The 25,208-nt window shown below is 74.5% G+C and carries 22 protein-coding genes and 1 pseudogene; 11 read left to right on the top strand and 12 right to left on the bottom strand.

From position 1 onward, the window contains the following. Positions 1 to 107: 107 nt before the first annotated feature. From ACFWXO_RS37160 to ACFWXO_RS37145, 4 genes are all read right to left on the bottom strand, one after another. On the bottom strand, positions 108 to 641 hold the full coding sequence (locus ACFWXO_RS37160; RefSeq protein WP_380529734.1) for a DUF4383 domain-containing protein: 534 nt from the start codon (positions 639 to 641) through the stop codon (positions 108 to 110). After that, entirely contained in the window at positions 625 to 960 is a 336-nt protein-coding gene (locus ACFWXO_RS37155) for a hypothetical protein (RefSeq protein WP_380529732.1), read from the bottom strand. Before ACFWXO_RS37155 ends, ACFWXO_RS37160 begins: the two co-directional genes overlap by 17 nt. After that, a complete protein-coding gene (locus ACFWXO_RS37150) occupies positions 935 to 1,378 on the bottom strand; it encodes a hypothetical protein (RefSeq protein WP_380529730.1) in 444 nt (147 codons plus the stop codon). Before ACFWXO_RS37150 ends, ACFWXO_RS37155 begins: the two co-directional genes overlap by 26 nt. A 426-nt stretch (positions 1,379 to 1,804) precedes the next feature. Further along, a complete protein-coding gene (locus ACFWXO_RS37145; RefSeq protein WP_380529728.1) occupies positions 1,805 to 2,398 on the bottom strand; it encodes a TetR/AcrR family transcriptional regulator in 594 nt (197 codons plus the stop codon). 126 nt (positions 2,399 to 2,524) lie between these two features. Between ACFWXO_RS37145 and ACFWXO_RS37140 the strand changes: the two genes are divergently transcribed. Next, entirely contained in the window at positions 2,525 to 3,634 is a 1,110-nt protein-coding gene (locus tag ACFWXO_RS37140) for an FAD-dependent oxidoreductase (RefSeq protein ID WP_380529726.1), read from the top strand. 34 nt (positions 3,635 to 3,668) lie between these two features. Here ACFWXO_RS37140 and ACFWXO_RS37135 read toward each other — a convergent pair whose 3' ends face one another. Then, positions 3,669 to 4,577 (bottom strand): LysR family transcriptional regulator, encoded by a 909-nt coding sequence (locus tag ACFWXO_RS37135; RefSeq protein WP_380529724.1) that lies wholly within the window; start codon positions 4,575 to 4,577, stop codon positions 3,669 to 3,671. A 171-nt stretch (positions 4,578 to 4,748) separates the two neighbouring features. Between ACFWXO_RS37135 and ACFWXO_RS37130 the strand changes: the two genes are divergently transcribed. The 4 genes and pseudogenes from ACFWXO_RS37130 to ACFWXO_RS37115 all read left to right on the top strand — a co-directional run. Continuing rightward, a complete protein-coding gene (locus ACFWXO_RS37130) occupies positions 4,749 to 5,567 on the top strand; it encodes an inositol monophosphatase family protein (RefSeq protein ID WP_380529722.1) in 819 nt (272 codons plus the stop codon). A 67-nt stretch (positions 5,568 to 5,634) separates the two neighbouring features. Next, positions 5,635 to 6,231 carry an NADPH-dependent F420 reductase gene (locus ACFWXO_RS37125; protein WP_380529720.1) on the top strand — a complete coding sequence of 199 codons (597 nt, stop codon included), beginning with the start codon at positions 5,635 to 5,637 and terminating at the stop codon, positions 6,229 to 6,231. A gap of 59 nt (positions 6,232 to 6,290) precedes the next feature. Continuing rightward, positions 6,291 to 6,635 (top strand): hypothetical protein, encoded by a 345-nt coding sequence (locus tag ACFWXO_RS37120; protein WP_380398567.1) that lies wholly within the window; start codon positions 6,291 to 6,293, stop codon positions 6,633 to 6,635. 78 nt (positions 6,636 to 6,713) lie between these two features. Beyond that, positions 6,714 to 7,370 (top strand): annotated as a pseudogene (locus ACFWXO_RS37115) (hypothetical protein); the annotation flags it as partial. On the opposite strand, the gene ACFWXO_RS37110 reads toward ACFWXO_RS37115, so the two are convergent. After that, the gene (locus tag ACFWXO_RS37110) at positions 7,305 to 7,820 is read right to left on the bottom strand and encodes a hypothetical protein (RefSeq protein WP_380529736.1); all 516 of its coding nucleotides are present in this window, start codon (positions 7,818 to 7,820) and stop codon (positions 7,305 to 7,307) included. The pseudogene ACFWXO_RS37115 and the gene ACFWXO_RS37110 sit on opposite strands and share 66 nt — an antisense overlap. Positions 7,821 to 8,093: 273 nt before the next feature. On the opposite strand from ACFWXO_RS37110, the gene ACFWXO_RS37105 reads away from it, so the two are divergent. The 4 genes from ACFWXO_RS37105 (at position 8,094) to ACFWXO_RS37090 (ending at position 12,119) form a co-directional block, all read left to right on the top strand. Beyond that, on the top strand, positions 8,094 to 8,771 hold the full coding sequence (locus ACFWXO_RS37105; protein ID WP_380529735.1) for a response regulator transcription factor: 678 nt from the start codon (positions 8,094 to 8,096) through the stop codon (positions 8,769 to 8,771). Continuing rightward, entirely contained in the window at positions 8,765 to 10,129 is a 1,365-nt protein-coding gene (locus tag ACFWXO_RS37100; RefSeq protein ID WP_380529718.1) for a sensor histidine kinase, read from the top strand. Before ACFWXO_RS37105 ends, ACFWXO_RS37100 begins: the two co-directional genes overlap by 7 nt. A gap of 55 nt (positions 10,130 to 10,184) precedes the next feature. Then, positions 10,185 to 11,864, top strand: a complete 1,680-nt coding sequence (locus ACFWXO_RS37095) for an alpha/beta hydrolase (RefSeq protein ID WP_380529717.1) — start codon at positions 10,185 to 10,187, stop codon at positions 11,862 to 11,864. Positions 11,865 to 11,969: 105 nt separating this feature from the next. Then, positions 11,970 to 12,119, top strand: a complete 150-nt coding sequence (locus tag ACFWXO_RS37090) for a hypothetical protein (RefSeq protein WP_380529715.1) — start codon at positions 11,970 to 11,972, stop codon at positions 12,117 to 12,119. A 198-nt stretch (positions 12,120 to 12,317) separates the two neighbouring features. Here ACFWXO_RS37090 and ACFWXO_RS37085 read toward each other — a convergent pair whose 3' ends face one another. The 4 genes from ACFWXO_RS37085 to ACFWXO_RS37070 are packed head-to-tail and all read right to left on the bottom strand — an operon-like array spanning position 12,318 to position 16,028. Then, on the bottom strand, positions 12,318 to 13,559 hold the full coding sequence (locus tag ACFWXO_RS37085) for an ABC transporter permease (RefSeq protein WP_380529713.1): 1,242 nt from the start codon (positions 13,557 to 13,559) through the stop codon (positions 12,318 to 12,320). Next, positions 13,556 to 14,320, bottom strand: a complete 765-nt coding sequence (locus ACFWXO_RS37080) for an ABC transporter ATP-binding protein (protein WP_380529711.1) — start codon at positions 14,318 to 14,320, stop codon at positions 13,556 to 13,558. Before ACFWXO_RS37080 ends, ACFWXO_RS37085 begins: the two co-directional genes overlap by 4 nt. Beyond that, complete coding sequence (locus ACFWXO_RS37075) at positions 14,317 to 15,504, bottom strand: peptidoglycan-binding protein (RefSeq protein WP_380529709.1); 1,188 nt, start codon at positions 15,502 to 15,504, stop codon at positions 14,317 to 14,319. Before ACFWXO_RS37075 ends, ACFWXO_RS37080 begins: the two co-directional genes overlap by 4 nt. Continuing rightward, entirely contained in the window at positions 15,501 to 16,028 is a 528-nt protein-coding gene (locus ACFWXO_RS37070; protein WP_380529708.1) for a hypothetical protein, read from the bottom strand. Before ACFWXO_RS37070 ends, ACFWXO_RS37075 begins: the two co-directional genes overlap by 4 nt. Positions 16,029 to 16,207: 179 nt before the next feature. On the opposite strand from ACFWXO_RS37070, the gene ACFWXO_RS37065 reads away from it, so the two are divergent. Beyond that, positions 16,208 to 16,858 carry a response regulator transcription factor gene (locus tag ACFWXO_RS37065; protein WP_380529706.1) on the top strand — a complete coding sequence of 217 codons (651 nt, stop codon included), beginning with the start codon at positions 16,208 to 16,210 and terminating at the stop codon, positions 16,856 to 16,858. After that, positions 16,855 to 18,129: a sensor histidine kinase gene (locus tag ACFWXO_RS37060; RefSeq protein WP_380529704.1), complete on the top strand. Its 1,275-nt coding sequence runs from the start codon at positions 16,855 to 16,857 to the stop codon at positions 18,127 to 18,129. The genes ACFWXO_RS37065 and ACFWXO_RS37060 overlap by 4 nt, the downstream gene beginning before the upstream one ends. Positions 18,130 to 18,196: 67 nt before the next feature. Here the strand turns inward: ACFWXO_RS37060 and ACFWXO_RS37055 are convergent, their stop codons facing one another. Then, the gene (locus tag ACFWXO_RS37055; protein WP_380529702.1) at positions 18,197 to 20,035 is read right to left on the bottom strand and encodes a hypothetical protein; all 1,839 of its coding nucleotides are present in this window, start codon (positions 20,033 to 20,035) and stop codon (positions 18,197 to 18,199) included. Continuing rightward, positions 20,028 to 25,022 carry a hypothetical protein gene (locus ACFWXO_RS37050; protein ID WP_380529700.1) on the bottom strand — a complete coding sequence of 1,665 codons (4,995 nt, stop codon included), beginning with the start codon at positions 25,020 to 25,022 and terminating at the stop codon, positions 20,028 to 20,030. Before ACFWXO_RS37050 ends, ACFWXO_RS37055 begins: the two co-directional genes overlap by 8 nt. Between the last annotated feature and the right edge of the window lie 186 nt (positions 25,023 to 25,208).

The following is a 25,208-nucleotide window of genomic DNA, read 5'->3' as shown; positions in this document are numbered from 1 at the left end:
GGGGCGGGCGCGCGGGGGCCCCCCCGCGCGGGGCGCCCGCGCCCCCGGGCGCCCCCCCCCCCCCCCCCCCGCACGATCGCCGAACGTTCAGTGCGGGCACGGCGTGCTCACGCCGGACGCCCCGGCAGGGCGGGTCGCCCCGGCCCGTCGGACAGTCCCTCGGAGCCGTTGCGACCGGCCGATCGGGGGTGGCGGTGGCGCCAGTAGGGGTTGTCGAGCGGCAGCTTTGCGCTCACCCGCCCGTACATGCCGAAGGTGGCGATCACCAGCCCCATCACGAAGCTGAACAGCACGTTCTGGATCCGGAAGGCCAGGACGTTGGCCGACGAGTCCAGCACCGCCAGGTTCACGAAACCACTGAGGACGAACAGCGTGCCCACGGTGATGTTGATCGTGGAAGCGGTGTTTCCGCCGATCGCCGCTCCGCCGACGAGGACGGCGGCCGTGACCACCGAGACGAGGCTGAGCAGCCCGTTGCTGGACAGACCGGCGATCGTCTCCCCCGAGGTGCTGAAGAAGGACAGCCCGTCGGCAAAGCCGAGACACCCGAACACCAACAGGGCCGCGCCGCAGAGACCGGCCCCGACCCGGTAGACCTGGGACAGCCGGTGGTCGACCGGCAGTTCATCGTGCAACTTCATCGTCCGCTCCGTCGCTCTTGGATCCGGCGGGCTCGCACAACGCGGCCTCTTCCGCAGAATCGGCCGGAGCAGTCGCCCGGACGAGTTGCAGCGGTGCCGCATCGGTTGGGTCCCGGACTTCCGTGGACGGTGGCCAGTCGGGGTGGGTGAGGTGGTGACGCAGGGCGTCGAGGCGGGCGAGGTGGTGGTCGAGGGCGGCGTTGACGGTGCTCGTGGTGGTGGCCACGCGTGCTTCGAGGTCGTGGATCCGGTCCAGGAGGTCCTGCCAGCGCCTTTCGGCGGCGGCGACAGGGTCAGGCGCGGCGTCGGTCGCTGTCATCGCGGAGCTGGGTGGTGTGGTGGGTGAGGGCGTCGAGGCGAGTGGCGAGGTCACGGTGGTCGGCGCCGAGGTGGGGGCGGACGGCGGCGAGGGGCTCTATCAGGTCGGTGGCGCCGAGGGCGGCGGTCAGGGCGGCCTGGGCGGGACGGGCACGGGGAGCGAGTGCGGCCATGGTGATCCGGGCGGCGAGGATCCGCAGCTCGGCGGCGTGGTCGCGGGCCCGGACGGTGACCGATCGGTCGGCGGCCCGCCGGTCGCGGACGGCCTTGACCCGTTTCGCGCCGGTACCGGACCGCGAAGCGTCGGCGGTGGCGGGCTTGAGGCGCAGGTAGCGGTTCTCAGCGGCCTGTCGGCTGGCCACGCCCATCGGGTGGGCGAGGTCGGCCCAGGTGGCGCCGGCCTCCCGGGTGCTCTCCACCAACCCGCCCTACGTCCCCGCGGCTGCGGCCCACGCGCCCCGGCACGGCATCGCGCGGGCCTGGGACGCCGGGCCCACCGGGCGGCTCCTGCTGGAGCGCATCTGCCGCCAGGCACCACCGCTGCTCGCCCCGGGCGGCGTGCTGCTGATCGTGCAGTCCTCGCTGGCGGACCCGGCCGCCACCGCTCCCCGACGGTCGGAGCATCCGGGCAGACCGTCCGGTCACGGCCCTGTGCACCTGCCGCCGCAGCCGCCGCTAACCGTTCTGCGACACCAGCCACCGCGACCGCGGTGCGGACCCGCGGGCGGACAGCTGACCGCGGCCCGGCCCGGCCCGGCCCGGAGCACCGACCGAGCGCACCCGCCGCCCGGTTGCCCCACCGGCCGAGCGAGCGGCCCGGGTCCGCATCCAGCCACGCACCCCGGTCAGGCGCCCGGGTGGGCGGCCGCCCAGCCGTGTTCGAGCAGCGCGAAGGCCTCGTCGGCGGCTCGGCGCGGGTCGGCGTGCCGCAGGACGAGGCTGCGGGCCTCCAGGGCGAAGCGGGCCAGGGCGGCGCAGCTGACGTCGTCCTCGGGCGCGCCCACCGCCTCGGCGACGGCCCTGGCCAGGGCCGCTTCGTGGCGCGTCCACATGCGCTGGGCGTAGTCGCACAGGGCGGGGGTCTCCTGCACCAGGCGCGTGAAGTCGGCGAACCGCGGGTCGGTGGCGTGGACGGCGAGCTGGGTCTGCTTCCGCAGCATGTGCTCGCGGAGGGCCTGGGGGACCGACGTGCCGGGGGTGCGGTCGCGCACGGCGGCGACGAGTTCTGCCTCCAGTTCGTCGTCCTGGTCGAAGACCAGGGCTTCCTTGCCGGAGAAGTGTTTGAACAGGGTGGTCACCGAGACGTCGGCGTGGTCGGCGACGTCCTTGACGCCGACCTGGTCGTAGCCGCGTTCGAGGAAGAGTTCGAGTGCGGCGTCGGCCAGGGACTGGCGGGTCTGGGCCTTCTTGCGCTCGCGGCGCCCGGTCGGTTCGGTCACCCGCCCACCGTACCTCGAAGTGCATTCGCTGCAAAAGTGTAGTCATTGCACTTATTGAGCGAGTGTGGTTTCTTGGTGATGCGCCGGGCCACCCGGCGACCGACCCACCTCCCGAGGGGCACTTCCATGCACTCTGCCCGTGATCCCCGCATCGCCATCGTCGGCGCCGGCCTCGGCGGCCTCACCTGCGCCCGAGTCCTCCAGCAGCACGGCCGCTCCGTCACCGTCCTCGAACGCGAGGCATCCGCCGCTTCCCGCCCGCAGGGCGGCTCCCTCGACATGCATCCCGGCACCGGGCAGGCCGCGCTCGGTGCGGCGGGGCTCCTCGACCGGTTCCACGCCCTCGCCCGCCCCGAAGGAGACGAGTGGCGCGTGCTCGACTTCGCCACCGCCGCCCTCCTGGCACAGCAGGGGCCCTCCGCCGACGGCGGCCGACCGGAGATCGACCGAGGCCAGCTGCGCGGTCTGCTCCTGGACTCGCTCACCGAGGGCACGGTGCGGTGGGACCGTGCCGTCACCGGCGTCACCCCGCTGGCGGACGGCACCTGCCGGCTGCACTACGGCGACGGCACCGCCGAGGACTTCGACCTGGTGGTCGGTGCCGACGGCGCCTGGTCCCGGGTGCGCCCGGCCCTGTCACCCGCCGTACCCGCCTACACCGGCGTCACCTTCGTCGAGGCCGGATTCGACGACTGCGACACCCGCCATCCCGACCTCGCGCAGCTGGTCGGCAACGGGTCGATGCTGGCGAAGGGCGCCGGCAGGTCCCTGGTCGCCCAGCGCAACAGCAACGGCCACATCCGCGCCTACATCGCGCTCCGCGCGCCCGAGGACTGGCACGAGGCCGCCGGTGTCGACCTCGGCGACCAACGGGCCGTGCAGGAACATCTGTTGAGGCTGTTCGACGACTGGGACGAGAGCCTGCGCTACCTCCTGCGCAACGGCGACCGCGGGTTCGTCCACCGGTCCCTGTTCGTCCTGCCCGCCGCGCACACCTGGGAGCACGTCCCCGGCGTCACACTGCTCGGCGACGCCGCGCACCTGATGCCACCCGTCGGGCTGGGCGCCAACCTCGCCATGCTCGACGGCGCCGACCTCGCCCACGCCCTCGTGGCCGAGTCCGGCGTCGACGACGCCGTCCGCGCCTACGAGAGCGTCATGCTGCCGCGCTCGATCGAGGCCGCGACGGGCAGCGCGCAGGGGCTCGACCACCTCGTCCCCGCGACGGCCTCCTGAAGCACCGTACGGTGGGGCGGCCGGGCGGCGCCGACTACGACGACGCCCCGCCCGTGGCCAGCGCGGTTCGCGCCAGACCGCGCAGCCAGGCGTGGGCCTGGTCGGTGTCGTAGCGCTGATGCCACGACAAGTACACCGTCGCCGAGGGTAGTTCGAGCGGGAGGGGGAGCACGACCAGGCCGAGGTCGGCGACCGCGGACCGGGTGGTGGCCTCGGGAACGGTGATCACGAGATCGGAGCCGCGCGCGAACCCCACCGCGGCCGCCTCCGTGGGCGCGGTCGCCACCACCCGGCGGGTGAGGCCGAGCCCGGCGAGGGCGTCGTCGAGGGCGTTGCCGAGGTTTCCGCGTCGCGAGACGGTGACGTGCTCGGCGGCGGCGTACCGCTCCGCGGTGACGGTCCCGCCACCGGTGAGGGGGTGCCCCCGCCTCACCACGACGACGAGACGGGACTCGCCCACGTTCTCGGCGCGGACGTCCGGTGCGCTCGGCCGGTTGGCGTTCGCCTCCAGGTCGACCTCGCCGCGCCGCAACTCCGGGGTGTCGACGCTCGATTCCGCGACGAAGCGCAAGCGCACGCCCGGCGCCTCTTCGCGCACGGCCGCGAGCAGTGCAGGGCCGCTCAGGGCGACCAGGGAATCGTGCCAGCGGAGCGTGAAGGTGCGCTCCAGCGTTGCCAGATCGAGTTCACGGCTCGGTGCCAGCACGCCCTGAACCTGGTGCAGCAGCTCGTGCACCTGAGCCCGCACCGCGATCGCGTACGGCGTCGGGGTCATCGTGCGGCCGGTGCGCACCAGGATCTGGTCCCCGGTCGTGCGCCGGATCCGGCCCAGACTCCGGCTCATCGCGGGGGCGGTGACATGCAGGCGCGCCGCCGCCCCGGCCACACTGCCCTCCTCCAGCAGCGCGTCGAGCGCGGCGAGCAGGTTCAGATCCAATTGCATGCGAGTCACTCTAGACGTGCTTGACATGCATTTGAAGTCAATCACCGGGCTGTCTACCGTTGAGGCGAAAGCGCAGGAAGCAAAGCGCAGTTCGGCCCTCGACCGGCCCTCGACCGGCTGTCGAGCGGCTCTCGACCGGCCTCGACACCCCCCTCAGACAGGAGTACCACCATGCCCGAAGCGCCTCGGACCACCGACGTCGCCTCCTCGGACGCCGACCTGCTCGCCCGCACCGCGAACGCCGTCCGCGAGGCGGGTTCGGCGCTGCGCGAGCGCTTCGGCGAGGTGGTCCACCACCGGACCCGCGAAGAGCTGATGCACGCGCTCGCCGCCAACGACGACACGGCCCTCGACATCCTGCGCCCCCGGCTCACGCACCTGCGCCCGGACGCCCGCTGGGTGGAGGACGAGCTGGACGGCGGGGCGCTGCCGCCCGGCGAGTGGTGGGTCGTGGATCCGGCCGAAGGCAACGTCAACCACCTGCACGCCCTGCCGGAGTGGGCGGTGACCGCCACCCTCGTCCGCGACAACCGGCCGGTGCTCACCGTGGTCCACCTGCCGTTGACCGGCGAGACCTACACCGCGCTCACCGGCGCGGGAGCCCACCTCGACGGACGGCCGCTCCACGTCTCCCCCACCGCGGACCTCGGCCTGGGCATCGTGGCCACCAGCCAGGCCCGGCCGGACGAGGACGAGACGGTCGTACGGCGCGTCGGCTCCTCGATCACCGCGATGCTCTTCGACGCGCTCGTCGTCCGCACCGCCGTGCCCGCGACCCTGCACCTGGCGAACGTGGCCGCCGGCCGCATCGACGCCTTCTGGCAGTTCGCCGGCGCCCGCGCAGACCTGCTGCCCGGGGCACTGCTCGTCACCGAGGCCGGTGGACGGATCTCCGACGCCGAGGGCCGCCCCTGGACCCCGCAGAGCGGGAGCTTCCTGGCCGCCGCGCCCGGCATCCACGCCGAGGCCGTCGCCACGCTCTCCCGCTGACCCGCTGACCCGCTGACCCGCACCACTGCCGCACCAACGACCGCACACACGGAAGGACCACATCATCATGACCACGATCGCCGTTCTCGGAACCGGCCGCGTCGGCGGCGACCTCGCCGCCGCCCTCACCCGGGCCGGGCACCAGGTGGCCGTAGCAGACCGCACGCCGGGCGCCGCCGCCGAAGCCGCCCGGACAGCCGGGATCGTCATCAACGCCACCCCGGGCGCCGGCTCGCTGGACCGGCTCATCGCCCTGCGCGAGGAACTGCGCGGCACGATCCTCGTCGACGTCTCCAACGCCACCACCGACGGGCCGGACGGACTGCCCGCCGACCTGCTCTACCCCGGATCGAGCCTCGCCGAGCAACTCCAGGAAGCACTCCCCGAAACGCGCGTCGTCAAGACCCTCAACACCATGCTCTTCCCGGTGATGACCGCACCGGCCACGCTCACCCGGCCCCCGACCGCGTTCCTCTCCGGCGAGGACCCGCAGGCCAAGCAGACCGTCGGCGACCTGCTCACCGACCTCGGCTGGCGGAAGGAATGGATCACCGACCTCGGCGGAATCCGGACCGCCCGCGCCACCGAGGCCGCGATCCTCTTCGTCCCGCACGTCATCCGCTCCAGCGGATTCGCACCCTTCGCGATCTCGATCGCCCGCTGACGTCGCTTCTCCGGTCACCCGCGCGATATCCCGTTTCGAAGTATCGCCATACTGACGCCATGCACAACACCTCCCACCCAGTGGTCCGACAGGCGCCGTTTCCGTTCCCCGACGGGCGGTTTCCGCCCGATCTCGGCGCCGTGGTCCAACGGACCGTCGGGGAAGGACGCCTGCCGGCGCTCGTGGTCGTCCACGACAGCGACGGCGACTGGCTGATCGGGGACGGTGTCAACGATCCGAACCTCCCGGACGCCAGCGGGCTGTACTGCCTCGCCTGCCTGGTGGAGGGGGATGCCTCCATCTCCGAGACCGCGACCCTGCCGCCCGGCTTCGCGGCCTACCGGAACGGGCCCGGCCTGCCCTGGACGATCGAACCGTTCCGCTACGGGGACGGCGAAGGCTGAACGTCGGGCTCACAGCTGGAACTCAGCCGTGGAACCGCAGAGGTTCTGGATGTCAGGGGCATCCGGTTGGATGAGCACGTGACTGTCCATGACGTAGCTCGCCAACTCCCCTCCATCGCTGACCTGCGGAACCTGTGCCGCTCACTGGCGATGCTCGACGCGATCTTGAGCCCGGACTGGGAGGGCCGGTACCACTCCTTCAACGCCGGCTGGGCCGACGGCGAGGAGATGTCGTCGATGCGCAACGGGTCGGGCGACGAGTACTCCATCGTGTTCTCGGCGGCCGGGGCCTATATCCGCGGTTTCGACCACGAAGCGCCGATGAGCCCCTACCGCAACGATGGTGAGCCCTGGCCGGGAGTGGTCGACGAGGTCCCGGAGGTCTTCAAGCCGTTCGTCGAGGAGCCGGCGTTCACCGACGAGGACGACGTCCCCGTCGTGACGGCCTGCCTGTGGCGGGAGGCAACGGATGACCGGTGGCGGCACGGCGTGATCGACTTTCCCTCCGGGTGTTCCGACCCCGACGGGGCAGCGGGTCTGTTCGAGCTCCTGGTCGACCGTTCGCCGGAGGCGTTCCAACGCTTCGCCGAGGACTACTACGAGGTTCCCGTGGACCTGGACGCGGTGCGCGACGTGTATGCCCTGCGACCGCTGAGCCAGAAGCTCGTGTCATCGCTGAACGGGGAGGTCACCCTCGCGGACCTGGCCGAGGACATCGCCGAGATCGGCTACCCGCGGCCGGGCCGGGACGGAGTAGCCGATGATCCGGCCGCCCGGCTCCAGGATCACCACGTAGGCCATGGCCGTCGTGCCGTGCGGGGCGCCGCCGAGGTAGCTCACCACCGCGGTCTGTCCGTCGAGCAGGCCGCCGACGAGCACCCAGCCGGCCGGCAGGCCCTGGTTGGCGAGCAGGGCGACCCTGGCTCCGAAGGGGGCCCCGCCGAGGTACTCGATGAGCTTGTCGTGGTTCGCGGCGTTCTGGCTGATCACTGCCCAGCCGGCCGGGACGGGGTTGTACAGCGGGATCCGCGTCTGGGTCCCGAAGGCCGGGGTGGCGGCGGGGGCGGGGTGCGCGGCGGCCGGGGCGGGGTGCGCGAGCGGGGCGGCGCCGGCGGTACCGGCGCACCCGAGGAGCAGGGCGAGGGCGGTGGCGCAGACGGCCAGGGCGGAGGTTCTTCGACGCATGGCGATTTCCTCTTCCGTGAGGACGGACGGGGTGGCACGTGCCAGGCTTCACGCTCCGCCCTGCCGGCACCGGGCGTCAACGCCGTCCGGCGCTTTGCCGGGGGCGCAGTGGCGCACCGGCGGCGGTCGGCGGTTGCGGACTCTGCGCCCGCACCCGACCGGTGGGTCGTCGCATCGTCGGCGCTGATCTGTGGCGGGGCGGGGGCGGGGGCAGGGGCCTCGCCGCCGTCCACCGGGGACAGACGCCCTCCGGCCTCGGGCTATAGTGCGCCGGTGCGAGTACTGGTGGTCGAGGACGACGAGGACCTGCGCTTCGCCGTGGCCGCGGCGCTGCGCGGCGGCGGGCTGGCCGTCGACGAGGCGGCGGACCTGCCGGCCGCGGACGAGGCGCTGTTCGTCACGGACTACGACTGCGCGGTGTTCGACCGGATGCTGCCCGCCGGGGACGCCGTCGACTACGTCCGGCGGCTGCGGCGCGACGGGCGCACCGTCCCCGTGCTCTTCCTGACCGCCCGCGATACCGTCGCCGACCGGGTGGACGGCTTCGCCGGGGGCGGCGACGACTATCTGGTGAAACCTTTCGCCATCGCCGAGCTGGTGGCCCGGGTGCACAGTCTCTGCCGCCGCAGCGGGACCGTCCGCCCGCCCGTCCAGCACGCCGGCGACCTGGAGATCGACATGGCCCGCCGCCAGGTCCGCCGCGCCGGTGTCCTGCTGGTCCTGACCGGCAAGGAGTTCGCCGTCCTCGAAGTGCTGGCCGCCCGCGCGGACCAGGCCGTCTCCCGCGCCGAACTCATCGAGAAGTGCTGGGACGAGATGGCCGAGCCGAACTCCAACGTCGTCGAGGTCCTGGTCTCCCAGCTGCGCCGCAAACTGGGGGACCCGTGCCCGATCGTCACCGTCCGCGGCCTCGGGTACCGCCTGGCCACCGGCGGCGGCACCGGGTGCTGACCGCCGAGGCCCGGATCCGCCGCCTCCGGCTCCGGTTGACCGCTCTGTTCACCCTGACCAGCGCCGTCGGCCTGGTCGGACTGACCGCCTTCGCCGTCCACAGCGACACCACCGCGCGCAGCCGCCAGCTCGACACCGAACTGCGGATGCTCGGCAGCACGGCCGTCACCCAGCTCGGCTACGACGAACAGGACCAGCTCTTCGTCCACGACCTGCTGGACACCACGGACACCAACTGCCCCCAACTGACGGTCCTGGAACGGACCTCGGGCCGCTACACGGTGGCGCACGCCCCGCGGACCCCCTGCATACGCGCCACCGACGCCGACATCCACGACCTCGCCGTCCGCGCGGCCACGACGAACGCCACGGTCGAGGAGGAGCGCCGGGCCCAGGACGGCCGACCGGTCCGGCTGCTCGTCCGGCCCTTCCCCGGGCCGGACGGTGAAACCCCCGGCGGCGCCGTGGTGGTGGCCGCCAGCACCGCCACCGACCCGGCGCAGCACCAGCTGCGCGTCCTGCTGATCACCGGCAGCCTGGTGCTGGTGTCCCTGTCAGCGGTGGCCGGGCACCTGCTGGCCGGCCGCGCCATCCGCCCCGCGCTCGCCACGCTCCGGCTCCAGGAGCAGTTCCTCGCCGACGCCGCCCACGACCTGCGCACCCCGGCCGCCACGCTGCGCGCCCTCGCCGCCACCGCCCTGCGGGAAACCGGTCTGCGGGAAACCGCCCTGCGGGAGCCCGGCCTGCGGGAGCCCGCCCGGCCCGGCGACGCCCAGCCGCAGGACACCGTCCGCACCAGTGCGCTGCAGCGCACGGAACGCCTGGCGGCCCGGATGGGCGACCTCGTCGACGGGCTGCTCACCCGGGCCAGGCTCGTGGCGGGCATCAGCGCGCCCGTGCGCGAACCCCTGCGGCTCGACCAGCTCGTCGAGGCGGTCGTCGACGACACCGACACCGGCGGGCACCGCGTCACCGTCCGCACCGAACCGGCCGTCGTCACCGCCGACCCGGACCTGCTGCGCCGGGCCGTCGCCAATCTGCTCGGCAACGCCCTCGCCTACGGCCACGCCCCGGGCGCGCCCGCCGACATCCACCTCCGCGTGACCGGCGACGGCGTGGTCACGGTGGACGACAGCGGTCCGGGCGTGCCGCCGGAGCTGGCCGGCTCGCTCTTCGAGCGCTTCCGCAGCGGCTCCGGCTCCTCGGGGCTCGGCCTGTCCATCACCTCCTGGGTCGCCCACGCCCACGACGGGAGCCTCACCGTCGGGACCAGCCCCACCGGGGGCGCCCGCTTCACCCTCCGCCTGGGCGCCGGCTCCCGGCCCCCGGGGCCGCTGGGTCGGCGGGATCCTCACTAAAACTTCAGGCAGCCCGGGGCAGGGTGGCGGCAACGCCGACCCCGGGAGCCACCCCATGACGTTCACCACCCCCCGCAGGCACGCCGTGCTCGTCCTCGCCCTCGCCGTCCTCGGCGGTGCCGCCCTCACCGGGTGCGGCCCCGACGGGCCGGCCGGAGCCGCTCCGAGCGGGAGCCAGGGTCCCGTGCCCCGCGCGCTCGGCACCTTCTACGGGCAGAAGCCGACCTGGAACGCCTGCGGCGACCTGGAATGCGCCACCCTGACCGTGCCGATGGACTACGCCCACCCCGAGGACGGCAGGACCTTCGTCCTCCCGCTGGCCCGGGCCCGCGCCAAGGACCCCGGCGCGCGGATCGGCTCCCTCCTCGTCAACCCGGGCGGTCCGGGCGGATCCGGGGTGGCCATGCTGGAGGGCGGCACCGTGGACTCGTTCGGCGCCCGCGTCCGCGCCCGGTTCGACATCGTGGGCTTCGACCCGCGCGGGGTCGGCGGCAGCACCCCGGCCGTCGACTGCACCGGCGACGACGCCGCCCCCGGCACCGGGGACAAGCCCGACGGTGCCGACGGCGCCGGCCGTCCCGACGGCGCCGGCGGGGAGGCCACCGGCGGGCTCTACCCCCGCACCGACGAGGAGCGCAAGGCCGCACTCGCCGACGCCGACCGCACCGCCCAGGCCTGCAAGGCGCGCAGCGGTGCCATCCTGCCGCACGTCGGAACCCCGGACGCCGCCCGCGACATGGACGTCCTGCGGGCCGTACTCGGCGACGAGAAGCTCACCTTCCTCGGCTTCTCCTACGGGACCAGCCTGGGCACCTCCTACGCCGAACTCTTCCCCCGCCGCGTGCGCGCCCTCGTCCTCGACGGTGCCATCGACCCGGCCAAGGACTGGTACCAGCGCTCGGTGGAACAGTCGGCGGCCTTCCGCAGTGCCGTGGACGACTACGCCCAGCACTGCGCCGAAGTGGCCAAGGAGGCCTGCCCCGCGGCCACCCCCGACGGGATCCGCCGACTCGTCGACGACCTGTACGAGAAGGCCGCCAAGCAGCCGCTGCCCGTCCCCGGCACGGCCGACCACGTCGACCTCCGCACCCTGCACACCGTGATCACCATGTCGATGTACACGCCCGAGGACCAATGGGCGGACCTCTCCGAGGCGTTGAAGGCCGCCCAGGGCGGCGACGGCACCAAGCTCGCGGAGCTCGCTGGCGGCGACCAGGCCGGCCCGGACGACCAGAGCGACCAGAGCGGCCAGGGCAGCCGGACCGCCGGCACCCACGGCCGGAAGGCCTCGACCCGCGGCCCACGGCCCGCCGACGCGGAGCGCGACAACTCCGACGACGCCTTCACCGCCGTCAACTGCCTGGAGGTCTCCCACCCGCGCGACCCCCAGGCCTACTGGGAGGCCGTCGACCGGTCCTACCGGGACGCCGGGGTCTACGGTCCCTCCGGCGTGGTCGACGAACTGGTGTGCCACGACTGGCCCGCCGCCCCCCGCGAACCCCACAGCGTCGACGCCAAGGACGCGCCGCCCGTCCTCGTCGTCGGCACCACCGGTGACCCCGCCACCCCGTACGCCGACGCCCAGGGCCTGGCCCGCCAGTTCCCGGCCGGCATGCTCCTGACCTACCGCGGCTTCGGCCACACCGCCTACGGCCGCAGCAACGCCTGCGTCGGCGACGCCGTGGACGCCTACCTCACCGAGCTGCGCCCGATACCCACCGGCACGACCTGCTGACCGACGTCCCCGCGGCCGGACTCCCGAACGGCCGGCAGGCACCGCCGCGCCACCGGCAGCGCCGATCGCGCGGAGCGCAGGCAGGCCACCGGCACACACCCGGTGATGCGACTCGAACGGACCGGTGGATCAGCGGTGGCGGTCGTGGTCGGCCGGCACTTCGGCGGGAGGACCTGCAGCACCGCCGAGGAGCAGCCGACCAGCGGGACCAGGCCCAGCGCGGTCAGGACCAGGGCGAGGGCACGGCGCCGGTGAGGCGTTCGACGGCGTGGCCGGGCGTCCGGGGTGCCGGGGCTGTGACCGCCCGTCACCAGCGGGTCGGGGGTGCTCCGGAGGGTCTGCCGCAATTCCCTGCTCCGTCCGTTCGGGCCGCCTGGTGCGGGATGCGAGTCTCGGTGAGACGGCATGAGGATTCGATGAGGAGTGCGGGCACCCCTGCTGGTCCGCGGCTCGCTAGGTCGAACGCAACGCGTCCGTCGGTGAGGCCTTGGCGGCGCGCAGGGCCGGGTAGATCCCGGCGACGGCGGCCACCAGGACCGACACCAGTGGTCCCGCGACCAGGACGGGCAGAGGGATGGTGGCGGGCCAGCCCTGGGCGAGGGCGTAGCCGTAGACGGTGAGGCCGCCCAGCAGCAGGCCGGCGAGGCCGCCGAGCAGGCCCATCAGGACGGCTTCGAGCAGGAACTGGACGGCGATCTGTCCGCCCCGGGCGCCCAGTGCGCGGCGCAGTCCGACCTCGCCGCGGCGCTCCATCACACTGACCACCATGGTGTTGGCGATGCCGACGCCGCCGACGAGCAGGGCGACCGCGGCGAGGGCGAGGACCAGCCCGGTGAGGGCGTTCTTCGCCTCGGACCGGGCCGTGAGCAGGTCGGAGGGGCGGCTGACGGCCACGGTGTTCGGTCCGGCGGGGTTGGCGGTGGCCGCGGCGACGGCCTGGACGTCGGGGACGCGTTCGGGATAGGAGCGCAGGTAGACGGTGGCGGCGGTGCCGTCCGCGCCCAGGTGGGCCGTGGCCTGGGGCCAGCCGACCAGGGCGGCGGTGCCGATCTCGGGCGCGAGTTCGTTCGGGGCCAGGATCCCGGTGACGAGGAACGACTGTCCGCCCAGCCAGACCCGCTCACCGGGAGCGGTGACGCCGAGCCGCTGGGCGGCCCGGTCGCCGAGGACGGTCACGGGCAGGTTCTCGCTCGCCGCGTCGAGCCAGCGTCCGCTGCGCACGGTGGTGTACAGGACGTCGAGCAGGTTGAGCCGGGCGGCGAGCACGGTGAGGCTGCCGGTCTGCTGCGGCGGGACGAGGTCGTTGCGGTAGACCTGGGCCTTGGTGGCCCCGGTCGCGGTCACCTGCTGGACGGGGGCGATGTCGGCGAGCATCTTCTCGGCCGTGGGCGGCAGTGGGACCGGTTGCTGGTCGGCGCCCTTGCCGGGGGCGACGGTGAGCAGGTTGGAGCCGAGCTGGTCCAGGCGGGCCAGCAGGTGGGCCTGGTTGGAGAAGGAGATCCCGGTGACGGCGATGACGGCGGCGATGCCCAGGCAGATGCCGAACGCGGACAGCGCGGAGCGCAGCTTGCGGGTGCGCGGCCCGATCATGCCCAGGCGCAGCAGGTCGGTCGGGCGCAGCCGGCTGCGGCGCGGGCGGTGTTCGTGCTGGGGGCGGTGTTCGTGGCGCGGGCGGTGTTCGTGGTGGGGGGTCACAGGCCGGCTCCAGCGGGGTCGGGGTGGCGCTCGTCGAAGTCGATCCGGCCGTCGTGGATGCCGATGCGCCGGGGGAAGGAGGCGGCCAGTTCGCGGTCGTGGGTGATGACGACGACCGTGGTGCCGTCGGCGTTCAGGGTGCGCAGCAGGTCGACGACGGCCGCGCCGGAGACGCTGTCCAGGGCGCCGGTGGGCTCGTCGGCGAGCAGGAGCGCGGGGCGGCCGACGAGTGCGCGGGCGATGGCGACGCGTTGCTTCTCGCCGCCGGAGAGCTGGTCGGGGTGGTGGTCGAGCCGGTGGCCGAGCCCGACGTCGCGCAGCGCCCGGGCGGCGTCGGCGCGCCGCAGTGACGCGGGGGCGCCGCTGTAGAGGAGGCCGGTGGCGACGTTCTCGACCGTGCTGAGTCCGGGCAGCAGGAAGAACTGCTGGAAGACGAAGCCGATCCGGTGGGCGCGCAGGGCGGCCAGTTCGGGGTCGGAGAGGTCGGACAGGTCGCGGCCCTCGAAGCGCAGTCGTCCGGTGGTGGGGCGGTCCAGCGAGCCGAGCAGGGCGAGCAGGGTGGACTTGCCGGAGCCGGAGGGGCCGACGACGGCGAGGAGTTCTCCGGGGGTGACGGTGAGGTCGATGCCGTGCAGGATGCGCAGCGGCGGTGACCCGGGGTACTCCTTGGTGACGCCGGTGAGTTCCAGGACGGGGGGCGCCGTGCCGGTCTGCGCCGGGGACTGCGCCGCGGGCTCGGTGTGCGGGTGGTGGGGCGTCACTTCGGGATCACCACCTGGTCGCCGCCGCGGACGTCGCCGGTGATCTGCGCCTTGGCGTCGGCGACCAGGCCGAGCTGGACCTTCACGAGCCGGGTGGTGGCGTCGGCGCCGGCACCGTCGACGACCCTGACGCCGTAGCCTCCGCCGTCCAGGGCGACCAGCGCGGTGACGGGGACGATGAGCGCGTCCTCGGCGGTGTCGCCGACCACGTTGACGGTCACCGAGGAGGGTCCGGCCTGCTGGGCCTTCGCCTGGTCGTCGAGCGTGATGGTGACGGTGGTCTTCTCCGGGCCCGCGCCGCCGCCGGAGCCTCCCGGGCCGGCGTCGCCACCGCCCCCCGCGCTCTCCCGCAGCAGGGAGCGGATGCGCCCGCTGATGGTGGTGCCGTCGGCGAGCTTCACCACGGTCGGGCCGTTGGGCTTGAACCGGGAGAGCTGGTTGTCGGCGGGCTTCACGGTGGCGACGAGGTCGGTGCTGCTCACGGTGATGATCGCGGTGGTGCCGACGGCCGAGCCGAGTTGGGCGCCGACCTGCTGCACCCGGACGGCCTGCTGCGGCAGCATGACGACGCTGCCGAGGGTGACGGTCCCGGTCTGCTGCGCGCCGAGGGCCTTCTGCCAGCGTTTGACGGCGGTGGCGGTGCCCTCGGTGAACTTCCGGTCGGCGGCCAGGCCGAGTCCGTCGGCGTAGCCGAGGTCGATCAGGTTGCGCTTGAGCTGTCCGACGTCGGGGCCGTCGCCGACACCGGGGCCGAGGTCGCGCCACAACGGCCGTTCGCCTCGCAGCAGTACGACGGCCTGACCGTCGACCTCGTAGAGCTTGCCGCCCGCCTTGACCACGGAGCCCACGGCCGGGAGGGCCGTGAGCGTTCCGTGGCCGGCGGCCACGACGGGGGTGGGCGCGTCGTAGGCGAGGGCGCCGCCGACCTGGATGCCGCTGGACAGCGATCCCTTCTGCACCACGACGGTGTCGTGGCCCGGGGACGCCTGACCGGCGGCCGACGTGCGGTGCTCCCAGGGGCGGGTGACGGCCAGCGCGCCGGCGCCGCCGATCGCGGCGACCAGGGCGAGCGAGACGACGGCCCTGCGGCGTGGGCCGCGGGTGCGGGCGGGCGGTGCGTCGGCGGGGGCGTCGGCGGGGGCCGGAGCGGGACCGGGGGTTTCGGTGGTGTGGTTCACGGTCACTCGCCGATGTGGTAGCCGGGCATCGGGAGCTTGCCGCAGGCCGGTTGGACGGCATCCCACTTGGCCATGTCGAACGAGGCCCGGGGGATCTCGAGGATGCCGTTCTTCGGGTCGGGGTCGGGCAGGTCCGGATAGCCGTTCTTCCTCGCGCACGCGACGAACGCGCGGGCCATCTCGACGAACCGCTCGTGGTTCTTCAACGTGACCTGGTGGATCCCGGGGACCTTGGCGTCGCAGATCTTGGCCGCCGGCTCGTAGTCGCCGGCCGAGCCGGAGTCGGTCCCGGCGGCCGGAACCCCGATGTTGCCGTCCTTGTCCTGCTGGACACCGGTCTGACCCTGCTGGTGCATGCAGTCCACCCACGCCTTGCGGACCGCGGCGTCGTCCTGCGGCGCGCTCCTGCCCCCGTTGCCGTCACCCGCCACCCGGGGGGCCTGGTCCGCCGAGGAGCACCCGCTCACCATGAGTGCCACCGCCACGGCGGTCGCCGCCAGTACGGCCCGTACGGTCGTCTCGGTACGCATGTCCTGCTCTCCCTGCTGGAGTCGGTGCTGACCCGAGCAGTTCTACGGACCGGCCGGTGAGCCACCGGTGAGCGTGCGCCTAACCGTCGGCTAACGCCCACCGGGGCATCCTTGATCCGCCGGGCCGCCGCGTGTGCCGCAGCCGCGGCCCCCAGCGGATCCGAGCGGAGTGGGACCAGATGCGAGTACTGATCGTCGAGGACGAGCGGGAGCTGGCGGCGATGCTCGCCGAGGGCCTGCGCGCGGAGGGAATGGTCTGCGACATCGCCCACGACGGCGCCCGCGCGCTCGAAATGACCGCCGCGGCCGACTACGACGTGCTGGTCCTGGACCGGAACCTGCCGCGGCTGAGCGGGGACGCCGTCTGCCGGGCGCTGGACACCGCCGGCTACCCGGCCCGGATCCTCATGCTCACCGCCGCCGGCAGCCTGTCCGACCTCGTCGACGGCCTCGGCAAGGGCGCCGACGACTACCTCGCCAAGCCGTTCTCCTACCTCGAACTGGTCGCCCGGCTGCGCGCGTTGGCCCGCCGCACCCCCACCGGCACCACGGTGCTCAGCCGGCACGGCATCAGCCTCGACACCGTGCGCAGGGTCGCCGAACGCGACGGCCGGCCGTTGCGGCTCACGCCCAGGGAACTCGGCGTCCTCGAACTGCTCCTGGCCGCGGACGGCGCCCCGGTCGCCACCGAACAGCTCCGCGACAGCCTCTGGGACCCGGCGCTGGACCCCGCCACCACGGCCGTCCGGGTCACCGTGCACTCGCTGCGCCGCAAGATCGGCGAACCACCGCTGATCACCCACGACCCCGGCTACGGGTACCGGCTGTGAGGCGGCCCCGCACCGGACCCCGCACCGAACCCCGCACCGGCCGCCGACCTGCCCCGTACGCCCTGCCCCTGCGCACCAGGCTGACCCTGGCCACGACCGCGCTCTTCGCCACCCTCGGCTGCGGCCTGCTCCTGCTGGACTGGTTGAGCGCCCGCCAGCTCCTGGAAGCCAACCGCCGCCTCGTCGTCCCCGCGCTCGAACTGGCGAGCCCGGCCCCGGTGGAGCCCGGCCCCACCGGCGTCCCCACCGACGTCCCGTCCGGCATCCCGTCCGGCACCGACACCGTGCCCGCCGCACCCACCACCCCCGCCCAGGGGTTCGCCGACTTCCAGCACACCGTCCTCGCCGACCTGCTGACCCGCTCCCTGCTGCTGCTCGCCGCGTTCACCGTCCTCGCCGCGCTGCTCGCCTGGTGGGCCGCACGCCGCTCCCTGCGCCGCCTCCACCAGGTCACCGCCGCGGCCCGGCGGATCGGCACCGGCCGCGCCCTGGACGAACGGCTCGGCCTCACCGGCCCGCACGACGAGGTCCGCGAACTCGGCGACACCTTCGACGCCATGCTCGACCGCCTCCAGCACAGCTTCACCGCCCAGCGCCGCTTCACCGCCCACGCCTCGCACGAACTGCGCACCCCGCTCACCCTCCAGCGCACCGCACTGGAGATCCCGCTCGCCCAGGGCCGCGTCCCCGCCGACCTGCTCCCCGCCCTCCGGCGCGCGCTCGACGCCAACGCCCGCACCGAACGCCTCATCGACGCGCTGCTGACCCTGGCCCGCGGCGAGAGCGAGCACCTCACCCCCCACCCCGTCGACCTCGCCGACACCGCCGGGCACGCCCTCACCGACCTGGCCGACGAGACGGCCGCCGCGGCGGTCACCGTCACCACCGCCCTCGACCCCGCACCCGTCACCGGGGATCCCGCCCTGCTGCGCCAGGTCGCGCTGAACCTGCTGGCCAACGCCGTACGGCACAACCACCGCGACGGAACGGTCACCATGACCACCGGCACCCGCGGCGCCCGGGCCTTCATCGAGGTCTCCAACACCGGGCCGACCCTGGATCCGGACGAGATCCCCGCCCTCTTCGAACCCTTCCAGCGCGGCCCGGAGCACCGCACCGAAGGCGCGGGGCTGGGACTCGCCGTGGTCCACGCCGTCACCCTCACCCACCACGGCACCGTCACCGCCGTCCCGCGCCCCGACGGCGGCCTCACCGTCCGGGTCGAACTCCCGCTCCGCGATGCCCCGGAGACCGGGAGCGGCCCCGCCTGAGGACGGGGCGCCGCCTCGACGAGCTGACGGCGATCGTCCGGAGCGCGCCGCCGTCACGGCTGCGGCGTCACGGCGCCTTCGTCGGGGTGTCGACGAGGAGGTCGAAGGCGAGGCCGCTGGAGCCCTCGCCGCGCCCGGCGCCGCGAGCGGCGCCGAGCCACACGCAGACCCGTCCGTCGCGCCACCTGGTCCGGTGGTAGGCGACGGTGAGGCGGGTGCCCGACTGCGGCACCTCCTCCTGGTTGACGAAGTACGCGTGCGGCGTCGTCGCGTCCAGCCCCTCCCGCAGCAGCGAGGTCCTCGGCTGGACGGGCGGCAGGACGGCGACGACGTCGGGCATCGCCGCGCGCTGGAGCTGGATCGTGCGGTTGTCGCCGGGCACGTGCACCGGGATGAACGGGATCCAGTTCTCCGGGACGGAGTTCATCGCCTCGTAGGCGATCGGCGCGAGCGGCCCGTCCGGTGGGGCCGGCGGGTGCAGCCGCAGGTGGTGGGCCTGGATCTCGGAGGCGACCTCGCTGCCCCGGCGGCCCTCGCCGGTGGCCTGCGGGACGGTCAGTTCGATGCCCCAGACCAGGTCGGCGTTCTCGTCGCGGACCAGCGACACCTCCTCCAGCGCCGGGCCGTCGGCGATCTTCGGCACGCTCGCGGGCAGCAGCAGGCCGGTGTCCGCGGCGGTGGCGGGGCCGGCGCCGACCGTGTCGAGGGTGAACATCGACCAGCGCTGCCAGTCCTCCTCCCGCCCGGTGCCCGCCGGGGTGATCCACAGCCGCTGGCCGAACACGTCGGTGATCGCGAGGCCCTGGATCGACGCCAGCGTCCCGACCGGCAGCTCGCACGGGAGCTGGAACCAGTCGTTGCTGTAGACCAGCGCGAACTCCAGGAAGATCAGCCGGGCCAGGTCCGTGCTGTCCGGCGACACCGCGGCGAAGTTGGTGCCGCCGTCCTCCACCGCCCACCAGCGCGACAGCGGCATGCCCGAGTAGCGCAGCCGCGCCGGGAACACCGTGCGGTTGATCGGCGGGGGCGGCGGCTCGGTGCCGCCGACCGGGGCGGTCGGGTCGTTCGAGAAGGCGTACCAGTCCAGTTCGCCGCCCGGGTACTCCCGCGCGGTGAGGACCTTCTCGGCCCCCGAGGGGTCGGTGCCGGCCACCGAGAACCGGTGCTCCAGGCGGCGCGGGTCCCAGGCGTCGTCCGCCTGCGGCTGGTCGATCAGGTCGTCGAACCAGGCGACCAGGCCGTCGCCGAGCGCGTCGAGCGCGGCACCGTGCAGGTGCAGCAGGTCGTCGACGCCGTCCGAGGCGCGGCCGCCGTCCTTGATGTGCCGGTAGAGCAGGTAGCCGTCCATCCGGCGCCCGGCGACGGCTTGCAGGGTCGCCCAGACCTCCGGGTGGGCGACCCGGGGGGCGTCGCCGTCCCGGGTCGGGTCGGGCAGGGCGACCGGGTACAGCCGGACGTACTGGCCGCGGAAGTCGAAGGCCACGCTGCCCAGCAGCGGGTCGCGGCCCAGCAGTTTGAGCCACCGCCGGCCGATCGACAGCCGCAGGTCGAAGGCGATCCGGTCGGCGCCCGCCACGAACGGCACCGCGCGCCGCTCGGCCAGGGTCTCCAGCGGCCGGTCCGGCGGGAGCGGTTCGGCGGCCCCGTCGGCCGGGCGGAAGCGGCTGGGCCGGGCACCGGCGATCGAGTAGGTCGCGGTGACCGGGGAGCCGGCGTCGCTGCCGCGGAACTCGCCGAGCTGCCACTGCCGGGTCAGCAGCCAGAGCGGGTCGCGCACTTCGGCCCGCAGCGCCCGCGCGAAGTCGGTGGTGCGCGGCCGGCCCTCCAGCCGGTTCCAGATCCCGACGGTCGGCCGGGCCCGGTCGGTGAGCGCCTGCGCCAGGTCGTCGATCCGGGGCTCAGTCATGGGCGGCCTTCCAGCGCTGGTTGGCGATCGCGAGGTCGGTGGAGATCGTGATCGGCTGCCGGGTGGCGGACAGGACGGTGGCCGGCAGCAGTTGGGCGTAGGCGGTGCCGTCGAGGTGCTCGGGTTCGACGCCCCGGGACTTCGCCAGGTCGAGGGTCTCCCCGATCGCGGCGATCAGGTCGTCGGTGTCCCAGGTGCCGGTGCGCACCGGCGGCACGACCAGCAGCATCGCCTGCGGCGGTTCGGAGTCCGGCCCCTGGTAGTGCACCGCGATGCCGGTGGTCTCGCGGTCGGCGGGGACGACCTCCGTCCACTCGTCGAACAGCAGGCCGACCCGGGTGGGCGGGGGGACGAGCGGGTCGGGTGCGTAGTGGGCGGTGAACAGCACCTTGTCCTCGGTGATGGTCGTGCCGGGGGCGAACTCCATGGCCAGCCAGTGGTCGTCCGGCCGGTACGGCAGCTGGATCGGCGTCAACTGCGGTTCGGCGGAGCCGAGCAGGTCGCCGAGGAGTCCGCCGGGCCCGCGCAGGGCGTCGCTCAGCAGGACGGCCTTCTCCCACAGCCGGGGCTTCTCGCGGACCCGCGCGATGCCGTGCGCCCAGTCGTCGACGGGGAAGTCCCGGCCGAACGGCGGCCGGGTGAGGTGCCGGACGAGCTTGTCGCTGTCGCCGAGGGCGTTCTTCCAGTCCGCGGCGAGCTGCGGGTCGGGGGTGAACTCCGGTACGGCGAGGACGTCCTGGCCGAGGAGGGCCTTGAGTGCCTCGATCGCCGCGCCGACCTGGTCCGGCCCGGTGACCGCCGCGTCGTGGTCGGCGAGGGCCTTGTCCGCGGCGGCGAGCCGGGCGAGGATCTCGGTGCGCAGCGCGTTCGCGCGGTCCAGCAGGTCGCGGCCGAGCAGGACGACCCGGTCCTGGAAGGGCTGGAGGCTGAGGTCGGTCGGGTCGAAGTCGGTCAGCGGGAGCTTCGCGGCGACCTCGGCGAGCAGCGCGCCGAGCGTGGTGCTGGCCGTCCCCGCCTGCGCCCTGAGCGAGCGGAGCTTGAGGTCGAAGGCCTGCCGCCGGTTGGCGACGACGAGGCGCAGCTCCGCGGGCCGGGCCGGCAGCGGCGCGGTGGGCCGGGTGGCGATCAGCCGTTCCGCCTGTTGCAGCAGCCGGAAGCGCTCCGCGTCGGAGGTGCCGGCCGGCAGCCTGTCGTAGCCGGCCAGCAGCGCGTCGGCCTTGGCCAGGGCCGTGGTCATCCGGGTGGCGGCCCCGGCCACGGCGGTGAGCACGTCGGTGAAGACGCCGCGGCGCCACAGGGCGAGTTCGCTCCAGCCGCTGCGGACCGTGCCGAAGCCGGAGGCCGTGGTGACCAGGCCGGCGTACCCGGTGAGCAGGGTGTCGATGCCGGCGAGGATCTTCGGGCGCTGGGGCGGGGCGCCCGCCGGGTAGAGCGGTGCGAGCGCGGCGAGGTAGGTCTCGACGTCCTTGCGCAGGGCGTCCAGGGAGGCGCGTACCGCGGCCGGGCGTTCCCGGGGCAGCGAGACGGCGGTGTCGGCGGCCCGGTCGGCGGGGGCGGGCCCGGCGGCGGGCACCAGGTCGCTGGGGCGCAGCGGCCGGGCGGTGGTCAGCAGCGAGCGCAACGCGCCGATCAGCGGGGAGAGTTCGAAGAAGGTGACGGGGTCGAGGACCTGGCCGGCGGCCGGGCCGGTGATCCGCTCGGTGTAGCGGATGGTCAGTTCGGCGTCCGGCCGGGGGTTCTCGGCGGTGATGACGACGCCGACGATCCGGTCGTCGAGGTCGGTCATGGCGCTCTCGCCCGCCGGGCGCAGCGCCCAGAGCAGGTCGATCGGTTGCAGGCCGGTGTCGGCCTGGCTGACGGCGCGGCTGCGGGCCAGTCCGGTGACCGGGTCGGTCCAGGTGACCAGGGCGACGACGGAGGTGGGCGGCGGGAGCAGGGTGGGCAGCCAGGCGTTGACGGCGGGTTCGGCCTGGGCGCGCGGGGTGGTGCGGGTCAGCGGCGGCACGCCGTGGTCGGGGGCGAGGCCGGGGGTCAGCCGCAGGCCGAAGCGGTGGGTCAGGGTGGTGCCGCTGCGGGGTGTGGTGACCACGGCGGGTTCGGGGGGCAGGCCCTCCTTGGCGTACGCGTCGAGGGTGGTGGAGGCGCGTTCGTGGTTGCCCAGCAGCGCCTGGTGGGTGCTCTCGGCGACGGCGAGGTCGGCGAGTGCGTCGTGGACGTCCAGCAGGTCCTGGACGGCCTGGTCGACGACGGCCTGCTGGTCGGGGTTGACCGCGGGGAGGCCGTCCAGGCCGAAGGGGTACGTGGCGGAGACGTTGTTGCGGGTCACGTGGCGCACCAGGGCGAGGCCGTCGACGACGTTGTGGGCCTCGATCTGTTCGATCGCGAGGGGTTTGGACGGGTCGGGCCGGTCGGCCTGCTGCGGGACGGTCTGCGCGATCCGGCCGGCCCGGAGGGGGAACCTGAGGCGCAGGGCGGAGATCAGGAAGTCGACCTCGGCCCGTTGGTGGCTGTCGTGCAGGGCGCGTTCCAGCCGGTAGCCGAGCAGGGCGCCCAGGGACTGGCCCTGTCGCATGCCGTCGAGCAGGCCGAGCGCGATCCGGACCCGCCCGGAGCTGAGGTTGACGGCGAACGAACCGGGGTTCTGCGGTGAGCCGTTGGCGAGGTAGCCGGCGCGCAGGACGGCCGCGGTGCGGGCCTGGCCGGGGGACGGCGCGTGCAGGTGGCCGCCGTTGCGGTCGTCGTGCACCAGCGGTTGGCCGCCCTGGAAGACCTGGGCGAGCGGGCCGGTCAGGGTGACGGGGGTGAGCTGTGTCCCGCTGGGGCGGACGGACTCCAGCCAGCCGTACGCGCCGAGGTGGAGGCCGCGTTCGGCGGGGGCGGTGCCGTCGGGGCCGTACCGCAGTTCGGCGAGCCGTTCGTTGGCCAGGCCGAGGCGCCAGGCGTCGAGCCGGTAGGTGGCGCAGTCCAGGTGTTCGGCCAGGACGCGTTCCAGCCGGGCGGTGGGCAGGGTGGCCAACAGGTCGAGGGCGGCGGCCTGTTCGGCCAGCCGGGCGGTGCCGGGGGCGGTGCCGAGGACCCGCGGGATGTGGTCGACGACCAGGCGGCGCGGGTCTCCGGTGATCTCCGGTGCGGGCGAGTAGAGCCGCCGGAACCGGCTCTCGCTCGGGAGGGTGCGGCCGGGCGCCGGGATCCTGATGTGGATGAACGCCGGGTCCGCCGCGGCGATCTCGGCGGGGCTCGCGATCCGGGCGGCGATGGCGAGTTCGGTGGCGGCGTCCGCCCAGCCCAGCAGCAGCGCGTGGCGCAGCAGCAGGTAGAGCAGCGCGGACGGCCGGTCGTCCGCGGGGAAGCCGGCTTCGGTGCGGATGGTCTCCAGGTCGGTGCGGGCGTGTGCGGCCAGCCACTGGAGGTAGTTGGCGCCGTCGGCGGTGTAGGGCCGGACCGGGTCGGTCTCGGAGAGCGGGCGGTCGTCGACGGAGGGGGCGAGCAGCGGGTGCTGGGTGTCGACGAAGAGGCGGCGGATCAGGTCCGGGTCCTGGGCGGGGCCGCTGTCGGGGTAGCCGAAGCGGGTCAGCAGGGCGCGGATCGGGCCGGGCATGTTCAGCCGTTCCAGGGCGGGCAGCACGGTGGAGCCGAGCGCGCCGAGGTTCTCCCGGTTGAAGACGTCCTCGACGCTCTGGGCGTACCGCTGGTAGTACTCGGCGGAGGTGGGGTGCAGGGCGAGGATGTCCAGCAGGTGCTGGTGGGCGTCGTCGGCCCGGCCGCCGAGGTGGGCGACTCCGGCGGCGGCGGCCTGCCAGTCGGCGGCCGCGGCCTGGAGCACGGTGTGCAGGCCGCGCCGGTGGGCGGCGGTGGGCGCGGTGTCCGGCCAGGCGAGCCGGGAGAACGCGGTGGTGGGCAGGATGCCGTAGGGCTGGCGGCCGATCCGTACGGTCGGGACGGGGCCCCGGCCGGAGACGTGGCGGAGGTGGAACTGCCGGGTCTGCTCGACGACGTCGCGGCCGAACACCGGGTGCAGCGTGGTCTGCAGGTGGTAGCCCCAGGTGGCGGGCCACAGGGCGGTGTGGGCCGCGCGGGCGTCGCGCTGGTCGGTGCCGTCGGCGTTGGGCATTCCGGCGAGGTCGGCGGGGTCGATGCCGAGCAGTTCGGCGAACCACTGGCCGTCGGTGCGGGCCGTCCAGTCGGTCCCGGCGGGGGCGGCGCGCAGTCCGGCGGCGGAGCGCAGGCCCGCGTCGGCCTCCTGGGCGCGGTCGAGGCCGGCGGGTGCCTGGGTGGTGTTGTTGGTGGGGGTGCCCTGGGGCAGCAGGCTGAGCCCGGCGGGGCTGCGGAGTTGGCGGGTGAGCAGGGCGGTGAGGTCGGCGGCGGACTGGTCCGGGGTGGACTGCCGGCGCAGGCCGAGGACCACCAGCCGGTCGAGTCCGCCGGCGAGGTCGGCGGTCAGCGGGATCCGGAAGCCCATGCCGACCGTCACGGCCCGGTCGAACTCGATGAGCCAGCGCAGTGCGTCGGGGACGGTCAGCACGCCGGTGCTCTCGTCGACCGTCAGGTCGGTGGAGGTCGGGTCGGGGCTGACCGGCAGGCTCGCCGGGACGGGCCGGCCGTCGATGTCGACGACCTTGCGGCCGCCGGCCCAGCCCAGCACCCGGAAGCGGTCGGGCAGCAGGCCGGCCCTGGCCGCGACCGTCCAGGATGTGGGGGCGATGCCGTCGGCGGGTGGGCGGGGCACGACCAGGAAGGCCACCAGTGCGGTGCTGCCGGTGTCGAGCGGGGCCGCTTCGATCCCGGCGGGCCGGCGGGCGGCGATCGCCGCCGCCCTGGTCGGGCCGACGGCGGCGAGCAGCGCGGTGTCGGCCGCCCGCAGAGCGGCCCGGTCGCCGCGGGCGCGCCAGACCGCCGTCCAGTGGTCGACGGTGGGTTGGCGGTCGGCCGCGGGGAGCGCGGTGTCGCTGCGGACGACCAGCACGGTGGTGCCGGCGGGTACCGGCACGGGCCGGTCGGCCGGGTCGGCCGGCCGGTGGTCGCGCAGCAGCCAGCCGGCCCGGCCGGGGGCGCTCCGGCCGCCCCAGTGGTGCCCGGCCCCCCCGGGGCGCCCGGGGGGCCCGGCCCGGCGGCGCCCCCCCCGGCGGGGGCGCGCCGGGCCCCCGAGAGGGGGACGGGGGGAACCCCACCCCCC

The organism is Kitasatospora sp. NPDC059088 (assembly GCF_042738155.1).
Lineage (GTDB): Bacteria > Actinomycetota > Actinomycetes > Streptomycetales > Streptomycetaceae > Kitasatospora.
This window is presented reverse-complemented; position numbering and strand designations above follow the sequence as displayed.